Raw genomic sequence first — 16905 nt, forward strand, 5'->3', positions numbered from 1 at the left:
GGAACCGCCCGGAGCCGGGCCCAACAGCCGAGAGCCCATGCCGACCACACCCCGCTGTCCCTGGCCGACCGACCCGCTCTATCTGGCCTACCACGACGAGGAATGGGGCGTCCCATGCCACGACGACCGGCATCTGTTCGAGATGCTGATCCTCGAGGGCGCACAGGCCGGTCTCTCCTGGATCACGATTCTCCGCAAGCGCGACCGCTACCGGCAGGTCTTCGACGGCTTCGATCCGCTGAAGGTGTCGCGCTATGGCGAGCGCAAGGTCGCCACGCTGCTGGCGGACGCCGGCATCGTTCGCAACCGGCTGAAGATCGGGGCGGCCATCGACAATGCCCGGGCGTTCCTCGAGGTGCAACGCGAGTTCGGCAGCTTCGACGCGTATCTCTGGGGCTTCATCGGCGGGCGGCAGAAGGTGAACGCGTGGAGGACGATGAAGGAGGTGCCGGCGAAGACGCTCGAATCGGACGCCCTCAGCCGCGACCTGCAGAAGCGTGGCTTTCGCTTCGTGGGTTCCACGATCTGCTACGCCTACATGCAGGCCGTCGGCCTCGTAAACGACCACTTGACGGGCTGCTATCGGCACGGACGGGTCGGAGGCTAGCGGACAGGCAGGCGGAGAGGCCGGGACCCAGGCGCGCGATCAGTGCGGCCAGCGACGGGCCTTCAGCAGCTCAGACAATGGGTGCGCGAGGACACGCCAGTCGGGAATCATCGCGCCGGCTGCGAGGACGACGAACCCGGCCAGGGCGGCGAGCAACGTTCCCAGTCGCCATGGGAAGCGTTCGGCCGCGCGCGACGCGCCGGCTCGTCGATTGACGCCCCGGTCGCGGGGACCCGCCGAGTCAGCCTTCGCGGGGGTCATCCGCGCCGACTGGGCCGCCCGCCAGGCGTCGAGTTCTGCGGGAAACGCGAAGACGATTTCCCCGCCGGCACGCCCGATACGCCGCACCGGCAATCCGTATTCCTTCTCCCATCTCTGCACCGTCCGGACGCACTTGGCGAGATACTCGGCGATGTCCTTCCAGCCGTTCAGTGGCCGCTGCATTGGCGCGGCGTCGGCGTCCGAGGAGCGCAAGGCTGCCTCGGCAGGGGGGCCGATGGACGAAGGGGACCTGCTCGCGAACGCACGGTCTGGAGCCCGATCGGCCCCGGTGTCGAGCGGGCATCCCGCACAGGCGCGCTCGGTGTCGGGTGCGACGCACCGGGTGCGGTCTGGTGTCCGGCTCGCTCGAGGCGAGATGCCGTCCGATATGGGTGTCAACATGACAACTGCTGCGCCGCCTCGCTCCGAGACCGGGCGTTCCCAGCGGGCCCCCTCATTAGAGACGGCCACGGATCGGAGTATTCCCGGCAGGGCTGCATATTTCCTGCACTGCGCGGTCTGTGGAGCTTTGAATGGACCTGGGCTTCGTGCATAATCCGGAAGCCCAAGCAACATGGTCCTGACCTATCCCGAAGGAGCGGCGTGGTTCCGGTGAGCAACGAGCGGCTTCTCCTCCAGCACCTGGACATGGTCGACCGGGTGGTGGGTTTCGTCTGTCGTCGCCACCACCTGAGCTACACCGAAACCGAGGACTTCGCGTCGAGCGTTCGGTTGAAGCTCGTCGAGAACGACTACGAGGTGCTGCGCAAGTTCGAGGGGCGCAGCAACCTCCAGACCTATCTCACCGTGGTGATCCAGCGGCTGTTCCTCGACTTCCGCATCACCACCTGGGGCAGATGGCGGCCGTCGGCCGAGGCGAAACGCCTGGGCCCGACCGCCGTCCTGCTCGAGCGGCTGACCTCCCGTGACGACATCGGCCTCGACGAGGCGTGCGAGATGCTGCGCGCCAATCATGGGGTCCGACACTCGGATCAGGAACTGCGCGACCTGGCCGCGAAGCTGCCCGTCCGGCTGAAACGGCAGCGTGTCGGCGAGGAGGCTCTCTCGGAGATCGCGAATCCGGTGGAACGAACCGAGTTCGACGCGCTCCGCGCGGCGTACGCCTGCGCGGCCACACGCACGGGTGCCGCACTGGCGGCAGCCATTGGCGCCCTTCCGCCAGAGGACCGGTTGGTGCTCAAGCTTCGGTTCGAGGACAACCTGCACGTCTCGGAAATCGCCCGCGTGCTGGATGTCGATCAGAAGCCGCTCTACCGGCGCATCGAGGCACTGCTCCGGGCTCTTCGTACACGTCTCGAATCGCAGGGCATACGGAGAGACGAGATCTCGGACTGGTTGGGCAGCCCGGCCGTCGAGGTTCCGCGTGCGCCGAGGGCCGCGGTGTGAAAGGCAGAGGGGCGCCCGTCTATATGACTGGAGAGGATCGAGCCATGAGCAACGGCCGCGTTGTGCCCGGTGGCGACGACGGGGGCCGGCGCAGCGGGTGCCCCGACCCTGAGACGCTGGCCGCGTTGATGGACGGCCGAGTCAGCGGCCGACAGCGGCGCCGGGTGGAAAGCCACATCGAGGCGTGTGAGGATTGCCGTGCCGTCGTCGCGGAATCGGTGATCGCCGAGCGCGAACTGGAACTGCGGGCGGCGGATCGATCGGGTACCGAAGCGGTGGACTCCATGTCCGGCACGGTGCGGCGGCCGTGGCTCTGGCCGACCCTCGGCGTGTTGACCGCGGCGGCGGTGCTCATCGTCGCCATCGTCGTACCCTGGCGGCGAGGGCTGCCCTCAGGCAACACAGAGGCGCGCCCGGAGCGTGCGGAACTGGTCGCCGCCGTGGGGCCGCACCGGCCATTCGAGGCGCGGCTGACCGGCGGATTCGCCTTCGGGCCGCTGCAGCCCGTTTTGCGGTCGGGCGAGGGCGAGGCGTCGGCCCCAGCCGAGGTGCGCCTGGCCGCTGCGAAACTGGAGGCTGCGGCGCGCACGCATCGCTCGTCCGAAGCTCAGGCGGCCTTTGCCGCGTCGGAGCTGATCCTCGGACACCTGGACTCGGCCATCGGCCTGCTCGAAGATGCTGCCGCGCGCGCCGCCACGAACCCCGCGTGGTGGAGCGATCTGGCGGCGGCACGCCTGGTGCGAGCCCGGCACGACGACTCCCCCACCAACCTCGATCGCGCGCTCGACGCGGCCGACCGCGCGCTGGCGCTGCGGCCGTCGCTGCCCGAGGCGCTGTTCAACCGCGCGCTGGCGCTCGAGGCCCTCGGGCGATCATCCGACGCTCGCGCCGCGTGGAAGGCGTACCTGGCCGTGGACGCGCACTCGCCGTGGGCCGCCGAGGCGCGGCGTCATTGATCGCCGCGGTGCCCATGACGCGACGTACCTCGATCGGACTTCTCGTCGGCGGGTCGGTTCTCCTGCTGGGCGTCACCGGTGTCTGGTGGTCCCGCGCCACGGGAACGCGATCGACTTCCGAGCCGTACGCACAGCTCCTGGTTGCCGTCGGCTCCACGCGTCCCGTTGAAGGGCGATTGACCGGCGGTCTCCGGCACGTTCCGTGGCGTTCGACACGTGGCCCGTCACCCGTTCGCGAGGCCGACGTCGCCGTGGACCTGCGCATCGCCGGAGCCACGGTCGAGAAGCGCTTCATCGACGACCCGAGCCCGGAACACCAAGCCCAGGCTGGTGTGGCTCGCCTCCTGGTCGGCGACGCGAACGGTGCGGTGACGCTGCTCGAACGCGCCGTGCTCACCCGCCCGACGTCCCACGCGCTGAGCGACCTCTCCGCGGCGTACCTGGCCCGAAGCCGTGCGCGCTCATCGGCGGAGGACACGGTCCGGGCCCTCGACACTGCACTGCGCGCCATCGAGGGCGACGAACTCCTGCCCGAAGCATGGTTCAACGCCGCGCTCACGATGGAGGTGCTCAACTTGCGCGAGCCGGCACGCGGGGCCTGGCTGACGGCCGCGCGGCTCGAGCACGACCGCGAGTGGCAGCGCGAGGCCGGTGACCGGGCAACGGTGGTTCGCGCTCCGCTACGCGAAGATCGAGTCACCGCGCTCGGCAACCAACTGGCGTCCGCCGAGGCGCTGTCCGACGGAGCACTTCAACGCGAACCCGATATCGTGCGCGAGGTGCTCGAACGCGTCGTCCTCACGCAGTGGGCCGGCGCGGTGCTCGCCGGACGCGATGACGATCAGCAGCGATGGATGCGCAAGGCCGTTGCGATCGCCACGCCGCTCTCAGCCCTCACGACCGACGCGCAGCCGGCCGAATCCGTGCGCCTGTTGCGCACGGCTTGCCTCGTCGCGTCGCCCAACTGCCGTAGGACGGCGGCGGCTTACAAGGCCTATGCCGACGGGCGGGACGCATGGGACGCGGAGCGGACGACCGAGGCGTATCGCGCATTTGAAGCGGCGGGACCCGGGCTCGCCGCCGCGGGACATCCCGAAGCCGGCTGGGTGGCGGTACACGAGTCGTTGCGCGAGTACTACGCCGGTCGCTTCAATGCCGCGCGAGCGCGGGCCGTTCCCGTGCTGGCCGATGCTCGTCGTCGTGGGTACGTCGCCCTGGCGTCACGCCTGAATTGGCTGATCGGCCTTCTGTACAACGAGCAGGGGCAGTTCGCCGTCGCCCTCGAATACTACCGACCAGCGCTCGAGGGCTTCGAGCGTTGTCGCGATCGCGAGAGCCAGGGCGCGGTGCACACGCTGCTCGGCGACTACTACCGACTGCTCGGCGAGCCGGCGAAGGGCTGGGAACACCAGATCCAGACCCTCGCCCTACTACCTGCGGCCCGACGGTACAAGCGCCAGCCCTTCCTGTCCGACTCGGCTCGGCTCGCGTCGTCGTCGGGACTGCTTCGCGCCGCCGTGGCCTTCAACCGCGAGAGCGCCCGTGAAATGCGCCTGCTCGGGGCAACGGCGTCGCTGGCCCAGACGCTCAGCGAGGAAGCCGGCGACCTCGCGCGGCTCGGCAGGCGCGATGACGCGCTCCGGACGATTGACGAAGCGCAGACGGCGCTGGCGCAGACATCCGATCCCGATCTCGTGGCCCTGGTGGGCGCCACGGTCGACATCGAACGCGCGAACGTGTTGAAGACACTTGCCCCCGCGCGATCGGCAGAGGCGTTGTCGCGTGCGATCGATTTCTACGGGAGGCATGGAAGCGAGTTCGACCTTCCCGGGCTTCTCCTTGCGCGCGGTCGCGCGTTGGCCGCCACGGGCCGCGTCGCCGAGGCAGAAGTCGACTGGCGTCAGGGGATTACCGTCGCATCCACGCAACGCCGGCGGGCGACATCGGACGCCCAGCGCGTCGAGCTCCACTCGGCGCGCTGGGATCTGTACTCGGCGTTGGCAGAACTCCGGGTGCAGCAGCAGCACGACCCAACGGGCGCCCTCGAGTTGCTGGAACAGGGCCGCGGGGTGAATCTCGGCGAACGGGTGGCGCCGCGATCAGGCCAAGCCGAACCGCCGATCGTGGCGCTCGGCTCGCGCCTTCCACGTGGCACCCTGGCACTGGTCTACGCGACGCTGCCGGCCCGCACGTACCTCTGGGCCCTGGACACGACCGGCGTGCAGTACTTCAGCATCGAACACAGCCTCGAGGACATCGACGGCAAGGTGCGCGCCTACCGCGATGCCATCCAGGATCGTGATGACGCCGCTCGCTGCGTTGAGCTGTCGTCGCAACTCTTCGACCTGCTGCTCGGCCCGGTGCGGTCGCAACTGCGGCACGCCTCGCGGCTGGTCGTCGTCCCCGACGGTCCGCTCCACGACATCCCGTTCGGCAGCCTGCGCGATCGGGTGTCGGGTGCATTCGTCATCGAGCGAGCGTCCGTGCTGGTGACGCCATCACTGCGGTTCGCACTCGGTGCGGGCACGGGGCCGAGGCTCCTGGCGGGCGGCGATGCTGCCGCGCTCGTCGTGGGCAATCCGGCGCGGAGACCAGAGGACGCGAACCTCCCGTCTCTGCCCGGGTCGGCCCGCGAGGCTGAGCTCGTCAGCGATAGATACCCTCGCCACGTGTTCCTGTCCGGTGCGGATGCCACGCGCGATCGCTTCCTCGCGGCAGTGCCAGCGGCCAGCGTCGTGCACTTCGCCGGCCACGCGGTAGCCAACCGCGACAGGCCGGAGCTGTCGCGCCTCGTCCTGGCACCAGCCCCTGGCGACGCGCTCGGCGCGCTGTTCGTGTACGAGCTCGAGGGCGTCCGGCTGCCCAGGACCCGGCTCGTCGTGCTGGCCGCGTGCGAAACCGCCAGAGGCGCCGCGGTCAAGGGCGAAGGTGTGCTCGGCCTGGTTCGCGGCTTTCTCGGAGCGGGCGTGCCGGCGGTCGTCGCCACGCTGTGGCACATCGACGATCGCCTGTCGCCGCCGTTGTTCCAGGCGTTTCACGCATCGTGGGCACGCGGACACGACGCACCGGCGGCATTGCGGGAGGCCCAACTGGCGCTCCTCCGCGACCGCTCGCTGCATGCATCGATCGCCGACTGGGCTGCTCCGATCGTGGTTGGACGCGACATTCGCTGAAAGGCGAACGCCCTGGACAGGAAACCCGTGGCCCCGCCAAGGTTCCGGCGCGACAGCCGCCAGCAAGGAGGTTGAGGATGATCGTCGACATCAAGGCCAAGGGGTTCTTCGCTTACATCATGGGTCCGAATCGGGGCGACCTGCCCGAGCACGACGAGGTCGTTGCGTGCGCGTTGGCCGTGCCGGGCTGGCCCCACGACTACTGGGTGCGGATCCCGGAGAGCGTGCTGAAGGACGTGGAACAACTGCAGGCGCTCGACCCACGGCACATCACCGACGTCGGGAACTACTGGGACGTGTCCCTCGACGGATGGGACGTGCGCATCCGGTTCCCCGGCTCGCTCGCCGGAAAGGTGCGAGAGCGGAGACGGCCGCACGACAAAGAAGGTATCCCTGAGAATCCGACGGAGTGCGACAGCTGGACGGGATTCGAGATGTTGCCCGACTACGAGGACGTTGCGGTGGGCGCGCGACTGTCGTCACAGTGGGAATCACGCCGCCTCCACGTCGGGGTGTTCCGATTCTCGAACGGCGAGGTTGGATCGTGGCCCGATCAGTTCACGACGCACCGTACGTGGGAGTGGTTGGACCGGAACAATGTCCGGCTCGTCCAGCCGATCACCGACACGACGCACTATCGATCCGACACGGTGACGTCGGCTGAACTGGAGTTCGGCCGGGACGGTCGCACCTGGCCAGTGTCGTTCCGGAACGAAGTCGAGATGGTCGAGTTGCAGTTGTGGTCGCAGCCCCATCCAGAATCGAAGAAGGAGGGCGACGTCGGGTATGCGCTCGACACGTATGCGCTGGAGCTGGCCCACATGCACGCGACCCTCCAGTTGTGCGATGTGGATTCGACCGTGGGCTGCGTGATAGAACCGCAGATGCACACGATTCCGGCGGAGCAACAGCCCCGCGACTGTGGCTGGGCCACCAGTCGCTCGTTGCCCGCCGTGTACGGGTACAGGCCGCCCGGCAAGGTGAACTGCGGCACACGGAGGCTGTACTCGATCTGACGTGGCCGGTGACCGGACAGGCGAGTCGGCGGTGTACCCGCCTTCCCGCCTTCCCGCGTGTCAGCGCGACGGCGCGACTGTCGTTCGAAGGCCGCGCTCGGTCGTCAGATACACCGCGAAGCTTCCCAGCCAGTGGCCGCCCTCGTAGTGTGCGCCAGTCACCGAGCGGAGGCCGGCTTCGCGATGCCGTGCCGCGGTCGCCCGAAGCGACGCCACTCGCGCGTCACCCGCCGGCAGGCCGGACGCGATCCCTTCGAGCATCCACGCACGACTCAAATTGAGGCCATCGAGGTGTGCCAGCTTCGGGTCGCCTGGATCGGTCACGACCGCAGGCACGACCCATCCGGCCGAGCCGTCCTTGGGAATGGACGGCAGGAACGCTGTGAGCCAGGCGCCATACTCGGCGGGTGCGAGCACGCGTCGCATGAGGTCGGCTTCCGAGAGGCAGGGCGACAGGAAGTCCTGGCCGGAGGGTTCCCACGTGAACGGGCACCCACGGTCCTGCAGGTAGAAGTCGCGGATTCGGGTCGAGAGCAGATCCGCGGTTGCCCGGTCGCCCGAGGTCCTGGCCCAATCGAGAACGAGGCCGAACGAAAAGGCCGTCTGATCGTGCTCGCCAATGCGAATCGGCCGCGACAGTTTTGGCAACCAGTCCCTCAGCCTCGTCACGGCCGCGTCCTCGAGCGGTTTCAACGTGTCCGACCAGGCCTGTGCCTGTGGGTCGTGCCACTCGCGCAACTCGGCAGCCAGTTGCAGCAGCCAGGCGAGGCCGTACGGACGCTCGAAGCTCGCACGTCCGGCGCCCTTGATGTACGCCACCTCGCCGGCGATGTGCGCGGGCGTGAGGCTCTCGGCGACCGCACCACGGGCCTTCGCTGCGAAGTCAGCGTCTGGAACCGTCCGGGCCAGGCGGACCAGCAGCCAGTGGCCGTGCACGGAGGAGTGCCAGTCGTAGCAGCCGTAGAACGCCGGCGTCAGCACGCTCGGTGCCTGCACGTCGCCCGGGCCGTTCAGCACGTGCGCAATCTTGTTCGGGTATTCCTTGTGCACGCAATCGAGCGCGAGCGCGGCAAACCGCGACGCGGCAGCCCCATCGAACCGGGCGGGCGGCTGCGCGGACGACGAAAGCACACAACTCAGCCATAGACCAACAGCCAGCAGCGCGCGTTTGTTCACGACGGTCCTCCTTGGGGGCGCTATTATGGCACTCATGAACCCCTATCAGGACGATCTTGGCGATCGCGATCCCATTGCCGCACTGGCCGAGACCCCCTGGCGCATCCGCGCGATCGTCTCGGCGCTCACGCCCACGCAACTGCATCGAAGCTATGCGCCGGGCAAATGGACCGCCGCCCAACTGCTCATCCACCTTGCCCACGTCGAGCTCGCGTTCGGCGTTCGCGCCCGCATGGCGCTCACCACGGACCACTACGTCATCCAGCCGTTCGAGCAGGACGCGTGGATGGCGCGAGAACCGATGATCGATGCACGGGCGGCACTGGCCGCGTACGAAGGTCTGCGAGCGATGAACCTGGCGCTCTTTCGCAGTCTCACGCCCGAGGAACGCGCACGCCCAGTCACGCATCCCGAGCGCGGCACGATCACGCCGGCGGACATCTTCGCGGTGATGGCCGGCCACGAACTCCATCACGTGCCGCACTTCGAGTTGATCGCCAGGAACAGCTGAGCGAACCTGCAGCCTCTCGACTGCGCCCTCCGGATCTCGCAGCTACTCCTGGCCGACCTGCGGTTCACTCTGGCTGTTTCTCGACGATCGCGCTGGCGGAGGGCACAGCGTTCGCGGCTCTGCTCAGGGTCTGGCCCGGGGCGGGGGCTGCGTCCTTCGTTGTCCGCCGAGGATGGAGTTCTCGAAAGCTTGCGAGCGGCGACTACTTGCGGAAGGTGACCGTCAGTCCCACCGGTGCGGCCAGCGTGACCATGACGGTGTAGCGCACCTCGCCGTACCTGGGATGGCGAAAGACCACTTCGTGCGGGCCGAGCGGCGTCGGGAGGCTGGCCATCGGCGTCTGGCCGATCACCTTCCCGTCGAGCGTCACCTCGGCGGTCTGGTCGGCGTAGAGATTCATCATGCCGAGCGGCAGTTCCAGCGGAACAATGACGAACTGGCCAGGCGCGACATCGACGAATTGCGGCAGTTTCAAGGCCAGCGCCTGATTGACGAAACTGAACGTGTGCCGGCCGGGCGATACCATGACGGGAGCGTTGCCGGTCGTACCGAGCAACCGCGCCTCTTCGTACACCTTCAGTTCGAACGGCGCGGCCACTTTGATCCACGACACCGTGGGCACGGCAAGCGTCGAGATCTTGCCGGGCTCGACGACGACGTGCACTTCCTGCGTCCCGAGCGAGGTCTCCACGAACATCGCATGGTCACCGGGCTCGAGGTCCGTCACTCGCAGCGGTGTCTGGCCGACGAGGTTGCCGTCCAGGGAGATCTTCCCCGGAATCGGGTAGGTTGTGAGACGCAGGCCGCCCCGTTGATTGCCGCGTGGCAGCGACATCGTCGCGGTGATCTGGCGGTCGGAGACGACCGTGATCCGTTTCGAGCTCACTGACCCGCCGCTGCGCCATTCGAGCTGGTGAGGGCCGGCGCGGAGTACGAGCGTCGTTGGTGTCCGGCCCCGTGGCTCACCATCCACGGCAATCTCGGCACCCGCGGGGTCCGAACCCACCTTCACCGTCCCGAACGACGCGCCTCCGAATCCTTCCCCGTTCCAGAACCGCGGCGCGTAGACGAGGGCCAGGGAGCCGATCAGCACCAGCACGGCGAGCACGAGCAGCTGCCGGATCCGCTTCAGGGCGCCAGCCCCGGTGGGACGCCACTGCATCCGCCGCCGCGGCTCCGGACTCTCGGGACGCGCGACCGGCGCGGGTTCGTCGGAGAATGTCTCGGCGATCCGTTCGGCCTTCGTCGCATGGACGTCGTCGCCGACGGCCAGCACCTCGCCTTCAGCCTCGGTACCGACGAAGGGCGCGGCGTCCCGCTCCAGCCGATGCGCATGGTCGGGCCGTCCGCCCCAACCGTCCGAATCCGTGATGATTTCCACGGTGGCCGGGAGAATGCTGGTCCAGATCGGCGACGGGGACGTTAGGAGCGGAACAGGCTCAGCAGGACGAGGGGCTGGCTCTTCCGCCTTCGCTGGCGGCGGGGCTGCCTCGGCGCGCTGCCAGGCGTTGCTGGCGGGGGTTGCCGGCGTCGACTCCGGCGCGGCGACCAGCGCGGACATCGAGTCCTTCGGTGCCCCCGCACCCTCCGGGTTGAACGCCTCGAGCAATGTAGCCGCGCTCTGCGAGGGCACGGCGACCGGCCAGGGTCCGAACGGGTCGGTCACGAGATCCGCCGGAGACTCGCCCGCAGGAGCGACCATCGGAAGAGTCGGCGATCCCGCATCGACATCCGGCGGCGCGGCGGGCTCAGCAGTGCCACCTCCAGCCGCTGTGGGGCCAGGCTCGGGCGTGCGCCCCACGACAGCCTGCTCCCATTGGTCCGGCCGCAGCATGGCAAGCGCCGATGCAGGCGCGGCTGGTGGGACGGGTGGCGCCGCGTCAACCGGCGGCTTTTCGCGCGCCTCGACTGGCCTGGCGGCGGATGGAGGGCCTGGCGGCGGCGCCGCGGCGGCCGACTCACAATCGAGGACGAACGCCTCCCAGTCGGTCGACGACGGGCTGTCTCGCTGCCCCTCGCTCCAGAGCTGCGCGAGCGCCTTCTGCGCCTCGACGAGCGTATTGAATGCGTTCTTGTCCTTGGCGGACAACATGCGGCCCAGCCAGCCGCGCAGTCCCTGACCGAGCGCCGACGTGACGCCGGTGGCGTCGGTTTCCGTCACGTCGTCGAGCAGGCCGAAAACGCCTTCCGGATACTCGTCCACGCCGATCGGCCGTCCGAGCAACACCGCGAGCACGATCAGGCCGAGTTGGACGAGATCCATGCGCCGACCGAGTTCTCTCGATTCGGTGTCGGTCACGGCCGCCAGGCGGAACTCACGCCACAGGTGGCGGACACCCCAGCTCGGGATCCCCTGCGCGACCACCGACCCGAGGACGTGCTCGGCAATCACGATGCGGCCCGCGCCGGTCAGGACCACCCGTTCGGGGCCGAGGGCGCCGTGGAACACGTCCGGGGCGAAGTCGTGCAGCAGCGCAAGCCCCGCCATCAACTGGCGGGTCAGGTACAGCGCCCCGCCCGCTCGCGGACAAAGACCGGTTCGGCCGGCCACGCTCAGAATCTCGGACAGGCGCGGCCCCGGCACGTGCGCAGAGATGAGCGCAATCCGGTCGTCCCGTTCCGGGAGGTGCTGGGTACCACGGATCCGGGCGTAGGCCGCGTGGCGGAAGTTCGCCAGCCGCATGACACGGTCCTTGAGTGCAGCCTCGAAGAAGGGAGCTCCCGCGAGTTCACGGCGGAAGACGAGGTATTCGAGGAGGGCGCCCGACGGCTGGGCGGCGACGAGGCGCTCACCGAGGGGGTCCGGAAAGCCCGGGACGTCGGTCATCGATTCAGGCACCGACACGGCCATGGTTCATATATCGGTTCGACGCCGATCAAAGTGTTGGGGCTGAGCAGGAATGCTGGCCGCGCGGGCGAAACGGAGCGTGGCCGGTCGCGCGGGACGACGCCCATGTGGCTGCAGGCATGTTTTGGGTCCGGCCGCCAGTCACGCTCCACCCCAGGAATCGGCCATCTCCACCACTTCTTGATGGTGCGTTCGCGACACACCGGGCGCACCCGGCGCCGGTGTAAGATGGATCCTATCCGCACACGTCAGATGTGTCTCCAACCGGAGGTCGCTCCATGAGCGCTTTCAGCGTCGTTTGCACGTCGCTCGGCCTGTTGCTGGCCGTTGCGGCGGCGGTGCAAGCCCAGCCGGTCGGCGAACTGAAGCCGGGCGATGTCGCCCCGGCGTTCGCGCTGCCCGGGTCCGACGGCAAGACCTACAACCTGTCCGATTTCAAGGGCAAGAAGGCCGTGGTGCTCGCCTGGTTCCCCAAGGCGTTCACCGGAGGCTGAACGGCAGAGTGCAAGTCGCTCCGTGAGAGCGGCGACGAGATTCGCAAGTCCGGCGTGGCGTATTTCACCGCGTCGGTCGATTCACCGGACACCAACAAGAAGTTCGCGGAATCCCTCGAGCTCGATTATCCCATCCTGAGCGATCCGGGCAAGGACGTCGCGCGCGCCTACGGCGTGGTGGGAGGCGACAAGGCGTATGCCTCGCGCTGGACGTTCTACATCGGGAGGGACGGGAAGATCCTCTACATCGACAAGAGCGTCAGCCCGGCAGCGCACGGCAAGGATGTCGTCGAGCGGCTGAAGGCTCTGGGGATCACAGGAGGCTGAGGAACTCGGACAGGACCATCGCCGTCGCGCCCCAGAGCATCGTGCCGTGGACATCGAGATACGGGATGTCCACCTCGATGCCCTCGCGGGCGCGGCGGTCGCGCTTGTGGCGAACCCGCGAGAGGTCGAGTGTCCCGATCGGCACCTCCAGAATCTGCTCCACCTCGCTGTCGGCCGGCCGGAGCACGGGCCGATGGTCCGTCACAGCCACGACGACATTCAGCATGAAGCCGCTGACTGGAATGTGGAGCGGGGTCAGCCGCCCGAGCACGCGGACCCCACCAGGATCGAGCCCCACCTCCTCCTGCGCCTCACGCAGCGCGGCAGACTCGAGCGTTTCGCCCGGCTCGAGCGCGCCGCCAGGCAGCGAGACCTGGCCCGCGTGGCTCGGCAACCGGCTGGACCGCACGGTCAGCACAACGTGCGGAACGCCATCGACCGGAAACACGAGCAACAACGCGGCGGCGACACGCGATTCCTCGGGCGACACGCCCGGCACCCACCCCGGCCGCGGCTGGGGGGCCATGCGTAGTTGCGCCTCCGTCCCGGGGAGTGGCCCCGCCAGGCCGACGCGCAATCGTTCTTCGACCTCACGAAACGTCATCGCTCTTGTTGTACCATTCACCTGCGAGTGCGGACCCGGACTGGCTTTCTACTATCTCATTTTCACCGCAGGAGTGGTCATGCGTCGAGTCGTACTCATCGCGTCGGTGGCGCTCGTCTGCAGCGTTGCGTCGGTCATGGCACAGTCGGCACCGGTCACGCCCAAGGGCCACCTGCTCATCGTCGGTGGCGCGCTCGGCACGACCGAGGACATCTTCGAGCGCGCGGTCAGGACGGCCGGCGGGGCCGCCGGGATGGTCGTGGTTCTTCCGCAGGCGTCGGAACTTGCTGATACCGGCCAGAGCAACGTGCAGATGTGGAAGAAGGCCGGATTCGGCAAGGCGGTCTCGATCGACCCGAAGCACTCCGCGGCTGCCCTTGCCGCGATCGAGCAGGCGACGTTCATCTGGTTCCCCGGCGGTGACCAGAACCGGTTGACGAAGGCCTGGGCAGGCACCGGCATCCCGGCGGCCATCCGAGCCCGATATGTCGAGGGCGCGCTCGTGGGTGGATCGAGCGCCGGCGCGGCCGTGATGTCCACCGTCATGATCACCGGCGAGGCCGACCTCCAGAGCATCACCAGCGGCAGGACCAGACTGGCTCCTGGCTTCGCGCTGTGGCCTGGCGTCCTCGTCGATCAGCATTTCCTGAAACGCCAGCGCTCGAACCGGCTGATCAGCGCGGTCCTCGGCCACCCGGATCTCGTCGGCGTCGGCATCGACGAGGCGACGGCTGTGTTCGTGTCAGGACGCGAGTTCGAGGTGCTGGGCAAGAGCAGCGTCGTCGTCGTCGACGCGCGCACGGCAGAGGTCGATCAGACCGGGGCCGGCCAACTCGCCACCGGTCGAAACCTGAAGGTGAGCGTGCTCAAGGCGGGGATGAGGTTCAGCCTCGACCGGGAGTAGGCCGACACGGTCAATGGCGCAGCAGTTTGCGGATCGAACTCACCAGCGATGACGTCGGCGCCTCGGGCTCGCCGGGAAGGCGCGTGGCTTTGACCTCGTCCGGAGGCTCGCCGGACGGGCGCGTGGCCGTGGCGTCGGTCGGCGGTTCATCCGCACACCGCGTGGCCTTCACTCCGGCCGCAGGATCCGTGCCCTCGTCGCGCCGGCCGGACGGCTGGAGGGCGCCCCGCGCGGATTCGCCTCGATCGACGCTTGCGCCGCTCGCGCGCAACCCGGCCCGAAGCGCCTCGCGAAACTCGCGCGCCGTTTGGAACCGGTCCTCCGGTCGCTTTGCCAGCGCCTTCAGCACGGCCGCGTCGAGCCACGGCGGCACGGTCGGGCGCCACCGGCTCGGCGGATCCGGGATCTGCTCGACCTGCGCGCGCATCAGTGTGAATTCGTCCGCTGCATCGAACGGCAGGCGCCCGGTCAACATCTCGTACAACACGATGCCGACCGCATAGACATCGGTGCGACCGTCCACGTCCTTGCCCTGGACCTGCTCCGGGGACATGTAGGCCACCGTGCCCACGATGCCGCCCGCGCGCGTCTGGCGTGCGGTTCCGAGAACTCGAGCGACACCGAAGTCCAGGACCTTGACCTCGCCGTCGGGAGTCAGCACCAGGTTGGCCGGCTTGATATCCCGGTGGACAACGCCCTTCTGGTGGGCATGTTCAACCGCGTCGAGGACCTGCGAGCACCAGTCGGCAGCGGTGAGCGCCTCGATGGCGACCGACCGCGCCAGGATGGTCGCGAGCGAGTCGCCCGGGATGTACTCCATGACCATGAACAGTTCGTCGCCCTCTCGTTCGAGCGCATAGAGGAAGGCGATATTGGGGCGATGGAGCCGCGCGAGGGTCAGCGCCTCCTCGCGGAATCTGGCCTCGAGATCGGGGTTGCCCGCCAGGTCGGGGCGCAGCACCTTGATCGTGACCTCGCGCTCCAGCATCTGGTCGATGGCGCGGTACACCGTACCCATCCCGCCAGAACCGAGGCGTTCGACGATGCGGTAGTGCCCGAGCGTGCGCGGAGTCACCGCGCCTCCGCCCGGATATCGCGCCAGGAGGTGGGCATCACGGAGCCCACAGTACCCGCACCGACTTCCGGCGGTCAAGGGCTCCGACATCCCTGCCCTGGCTTTCGACACCCATGGCCTCGCAACGAACGCGCCCGCAAACACGTAGATCGTCTCAGAGGGCCGCGTGCAGGCGGCCTGTCCATGAAACGAGGCCTTTGAACCCGGCCCTGCCGGGGAACGTACGCGTGGTGGGGAGTGCAATGAACGAGACGATCGGCCGGCTGCGCGATACGTTCGTGGCCATCTGGGATGCGGCGGATCCCGACACGACGATTGATGGTCCGGCCTATGCCCCTGATGTCAAGGCGCGCCATGAGGCCGAGTTGGCGGCGTTGGTGGACGTGCTTGCGGCCGAATCACGCCGCGTGCGGCGCCGGCGGCAGATCGGCGACGACGGCGAGCGACGGGTGCTTGCTGCATTTGGCCGGTTCGCCGGCGGCACACTCGGTTGGAATCGTCAGGCCCTCGAAGGCGAGCTGGGGGTCGGATTCCGCGAAGCGCTTCGTGCCTTCCCCATCCACTCACGCCGATTCGACAGGTCGCTCCCATCCGCCGATATCTACCAGGCGGCGCGCAACGCGTTGACGATGCACTGCCTTCAGGGCCTGCTCGGCGTTCCGATCGAATCGACGCCAGCGGTCCTCGGCTACAGCCTGCTCTATCCCTACACCGACAACCTTCTCGACGATCGGACCCTCGACGTCGCCACCAAACTGGCTTTTGGCCGTCGCCTTGGCCGCCGCCTCCGCGGCGACGATGTCGTCCCTGTCGGCAGTCGCGAGGCGCGGATCTTCCAGTTGGTGGGGATGATTGAAGGTCAGTTCCCTCGCAGCCGCTATCCACGGGTCTTCGACAGCCTGCTGGCGATCCACGACGCGCAGGTCCGAAGCCTGGCGCTGCTCGTTGGACCCACGTCACCGACCCCGCGAACGATGATTGAGATTGCCGTCGAAAAAGGCGGGACCTCCGTGCTGGCGGATGGCTACCTCGTCTCCGGCTCACTGACGCCTGCGCAGGCCGAGTGCATCTTCGGTCTGGGCGTCTTCCTGCAACTGAGGGATGATCTCGAGGACGTGAACGACGACGGGGCCTCGGGCCTTCTCACGGTGTTCTCATCCCATCGCGCCCGGCGGCTCGACGAGCCGACCGCGCGCGCGCTGGCGATTGGCGCCGCCGTGCTCGAACGGCTGCCATGCTTCGACTCGGCTCAGGCGGCTCCGATTCGCGACATCATGGCGCGCAGCCTGCAACTCACCATCGCCGACGCGGCCGCGTCCTTCCCCTCGCTCTACGGCGCGCCCTATTTGCGCGCCTTGGAGCGCCGGTCACCGTTCCGCTTCTCCTGCCTGGCCGAGCAACGCCGACGCCTCTCCCGCGCCAACGGCTCGCTCACGGGTCTCCTCGAACGTTGGATCGAAGAGTCGGCCGCGCCTCCTGCGGCGACCGAACGGCTCTCGGCGCTGGATTTCAATCGAATCGCCCCCGACCGCGCGTGACCCGAGTG

At 68.4% G+C, this 16905-nt stretch carries 14 protein-coding genes; 9 read left to right on the forward strand and 5 right to left on the reverse strand.

Annotated features, from left to right (window positions below; all coding sequences use genetic code 11):
- Positions 1-37 precede the first annotated feature (37 nt).
- The gene (locus VGK32_03400; GenBank protein ID HEY3380786.1) at positions 38-607 is read left to right on the forward strand and encodes a DNA-3-methyladenine glycosylase I; all 570 of its coding nucleotides are present in this window, start codon (positions 38-40) and stop codon (positions 605-607) included.
- A 39-nt stretch (positions 608-646) separates the two neighbouring features.
- Here the strand turns inward: VGK32_03400 and VGK32_03405 are convergent, their stop codons facing one another.
- Complete coding sequence (locus VGK32_03405; protein ID HEY3380787.1) at positions 647-1051, reverse strand: hypothetical protein; 405 nt, start codon at positions 1049-1051, stop codon at positions 647-649.
- A gap of 420 nt (positions 1052-1471) precedes the next feature.
- Here VGK32_03405 and VGK32_03410 point away from each other — a divergent pair, with 420 nt between their 5' ends.
- The 4 genes from VGK32_03410 (at position 1472) to VGK32_03425 (ending at position 7420) form a co-directional block, all read left to right on the forward strand.
- A complete protein-coding gene (locus VGK32_03410; protein ID HEY3380788.1) occupies positions 1472-2275 on the forward strand; it encodes a sigma-70 family RNA polymerase sigma factor in 804 nt (267 codons plus the stop codon).
- Positions 2276-2319: 44 nt separating this feature from the next.
- Complete coding sequence (locus VGK32_03415) at positions 2320-3231, forward strand: zf-HC2 domain-containing protein (protein HEY3380789.1); 912 nt, start codon at positions 2320-2322, stop codon at positions 3229-3231.
- Between the two features lie 14 nt (positions 3232-3245).
- Positions 3246-6404, forward strand: a complete 3159-nt coding sequence (locus VGK32_03420) for a CHAT domain-containing tetratricopeptide repeat protein (GenBank protein ID HEY3380790.1) — start codon at positions 3246-3248, stop codon at positions 6402-6404.
- 77 nt (positions 6405-6481) lie between these two features.
- The gene (locus tag VGK32_03425) at positions 6482-7420 is read left to right on the forward strand and encodes a hypothetical protein (GenBank protein HEY3380791.1); all 939 of its coding nucleotides are present in this window, start codon (positions 6482-6484) and stop codon (positions 7418-7420) included.
- 60 nt (positions 7421-7480) lie between these two features.
- Here the strand turns inward: VGK32_03425 and VGK32_03430 are convergent, their stop codons facing one another.
- Positions 7481-8596 carry a DUF2891 domain-containing protein gene (locus tag VGK32_03430; protein HEY3380792.1) on the reverse strand — a complete coding sequence of 372 codons (1116 nt, stop codon included), beginning with the start codon at positions 8594-8596 and terminating at the stop codon, positions 7481-7483.
- A 25-nt stretch (positions 8597-8621) separates the two neighbouring features.
- Between VGK32_03430 and VGK32_03435 the strand changes: the two genes are divergently transcribed.
- Positions 8622-9107: a DinB family protein gene (locus VGK32_03435; protein ID HEY3380793.1), complete on the forward strand. Its 486-nt coding sequence runs from the start codon at positions 8622-8624 to the stop codon at positions 9105-9107.
- A gap of 202 nt (positions 9108-9309) precedes the next feature.
- Here the strand turns inward: VGK32_03435 and VGK32_03440 are convergent, their stop codons facing one another.
- On the reverse strand, positions 9310-11958 hold the full coding sequence (locus VGK32_03440; protein ID HEY3380794.1) for a PEGA domain-containing protein: 2649 nt from the start codon (positions 11956-11958) through the stop codon (positions 9310-9312).
- Between the two features lie 275 nt (positions 11959-12233).
- Here VGK32_03440 and VGK32_03445 point away from each other — a divergent pair, with 275 nt between their 5' ends.
- Positions 12234-12776 carry a peroxiredoxin gene (locus VGK32_03445; GenBank protein ID HEY3380795.1) on the forward strand — a complete coding sequence of 181 codons (543 nt, stop codon included), beginning with the start codon at positions 12234-12236 and terminating at the stop codon, positions 12774-12776.
- Here VGK32_03445 and VGK32_03450 read toward each other — a convergent pair.
- The gene (locus VGK32_03450) at positions 12763-13380 is read right to left on the reverse strand and encodes a CoA pyrophosphatase (protein HEY3380796.1); all 618 of its coding nucleotides are present in this window, start codon (positions 13378-13380) and stop codon (positions 12763-12765) included. The genes VGK32_03445 and VGK32_03450 overlap by 14 nt on opposite strands.
- Positions 13381-13459: 79 nt before the next feature.
- On the opposite strand from VGK32_03450, the gene VGK32_03455 reads away from it, so the two are divergent.
- Entirely contained in the window at positions 13460-14284 is an 825-nt protein-coding gene (locus tag VGK32_03455) for a cyanophycinase (GenBank protein HEY3380797.1), read from the forward strand.
- 10 nt (positions 14285-14294) lie between these two features.
- On the opposite strand, the gene VGK32_03460 is transcribed toward VGK32_03455, so the two are convergent.
- Entirely contained in the window at positions 14295-15359 is a 1065-nt protein-coding gene (locus tag VGK32_03460; protein ID HEY3380798.1) for a serine/threonine-protein kinase, read from the reverse strand.
- Between the two features lie 242 nt (positions 15360-15601).
- Here VGK32_03460 and VGK32_03465 point away from each other — a divergent pair, with 242 nt between their 5' ends.
- On the forward strand, positions 15602-16897 hold the full coding sequence (locus VGK32_03465; GenBank protein ID HEY3380799.1) for a hypothetical protein: 1296 nt from the start codon (positions 15602-15604) through the stop codon (positions 16895-16897).
- Positions 16898-16905 lie beyond the last annotated feature (8 nt).

The sequence above is a fragment of the Vicinamibacterales bacterium genome (assembly GCA_036504215.1).
Taxonomy (GTDB): domain Bacteria; phylum Acidobacteriota; class Vicinamibacteria; order Vicinamibacterales; family Fen-181; genus FEN-299.

Excerpts from the sequence above, each read along its gene's own strand:
- VGK32_03400 (HEY3380786.1), top strand. The coding sequence starts at position 38 with ATGCCGACCACACCCCGCTGTCCCTGGCCGACCGACCCGCTCTATCTG.
- VGK32_03405 (HEY3380787.1), bottom strand. The coding sequence starts at position 1,051 with ATGCAGCGGCCACTGAACGGCTGGAAGGACATCGCCGAGTATCTCGCC.
- VGK32_03415 (HEY3380789.1), top strand. The coding sequence starts at position 2,320 with ATGAGCAACGGCCGCGTTGTGCCCGGTGGCGACGACGGGGGCCGGCGC.
- VGK32_03420 (HEY3380790.1), top strand. The coding sequence starts at position 3,246 with ATGACGCGACGTACCTCGATCGGACTTCTCGTCGGCGGGTCGGTTCTC.
- VGK32_03425 (HEY3380791.1), top strand. The coding sequence starts at position 6,482 with ATGATCGTCGACATCAAGGCCAAGGGGTTCTTCGCTTACATCATGGGT.
- VGK32_03435 (HEY3380793.1), top strand. The coding sequence starts at position 8,622 with ATGGCACTCATGAACCCCTATCAGGACGATCTTGGCGATCGCGATCCC.
- VGK32_03440 (HEY3380794.1), bottom strand. The coding sequence starts at position 11,958 with ATGGCCGTGTCGGTGCCTGAATCGATGACCGACGTCCCGGGCTTTCCG.
- VGK32_03450 (HEY3380796.1), bottom strand. The coding sequence starts at position 13,380 with ATGACGTTTCGTGAGGTCGAAGAACGATTGCGCGTCGGCCTGGCGGGG.
- VGK32_03455 (HEY3380797.1), top strand. The coding sequence starts at position 13,460 with ATGCGTCGAGTCGTACTCATCGCGTCGGTGGCGCTCGTCTGCAGCGTT.
- VGK32_03465 (HEY3380799.1), top strand. The coding sequence starts at position 15,602 with ATGAACGAGACGATCGGCCGGCTGCGCGATACGTTCGTGGCCATCTGG.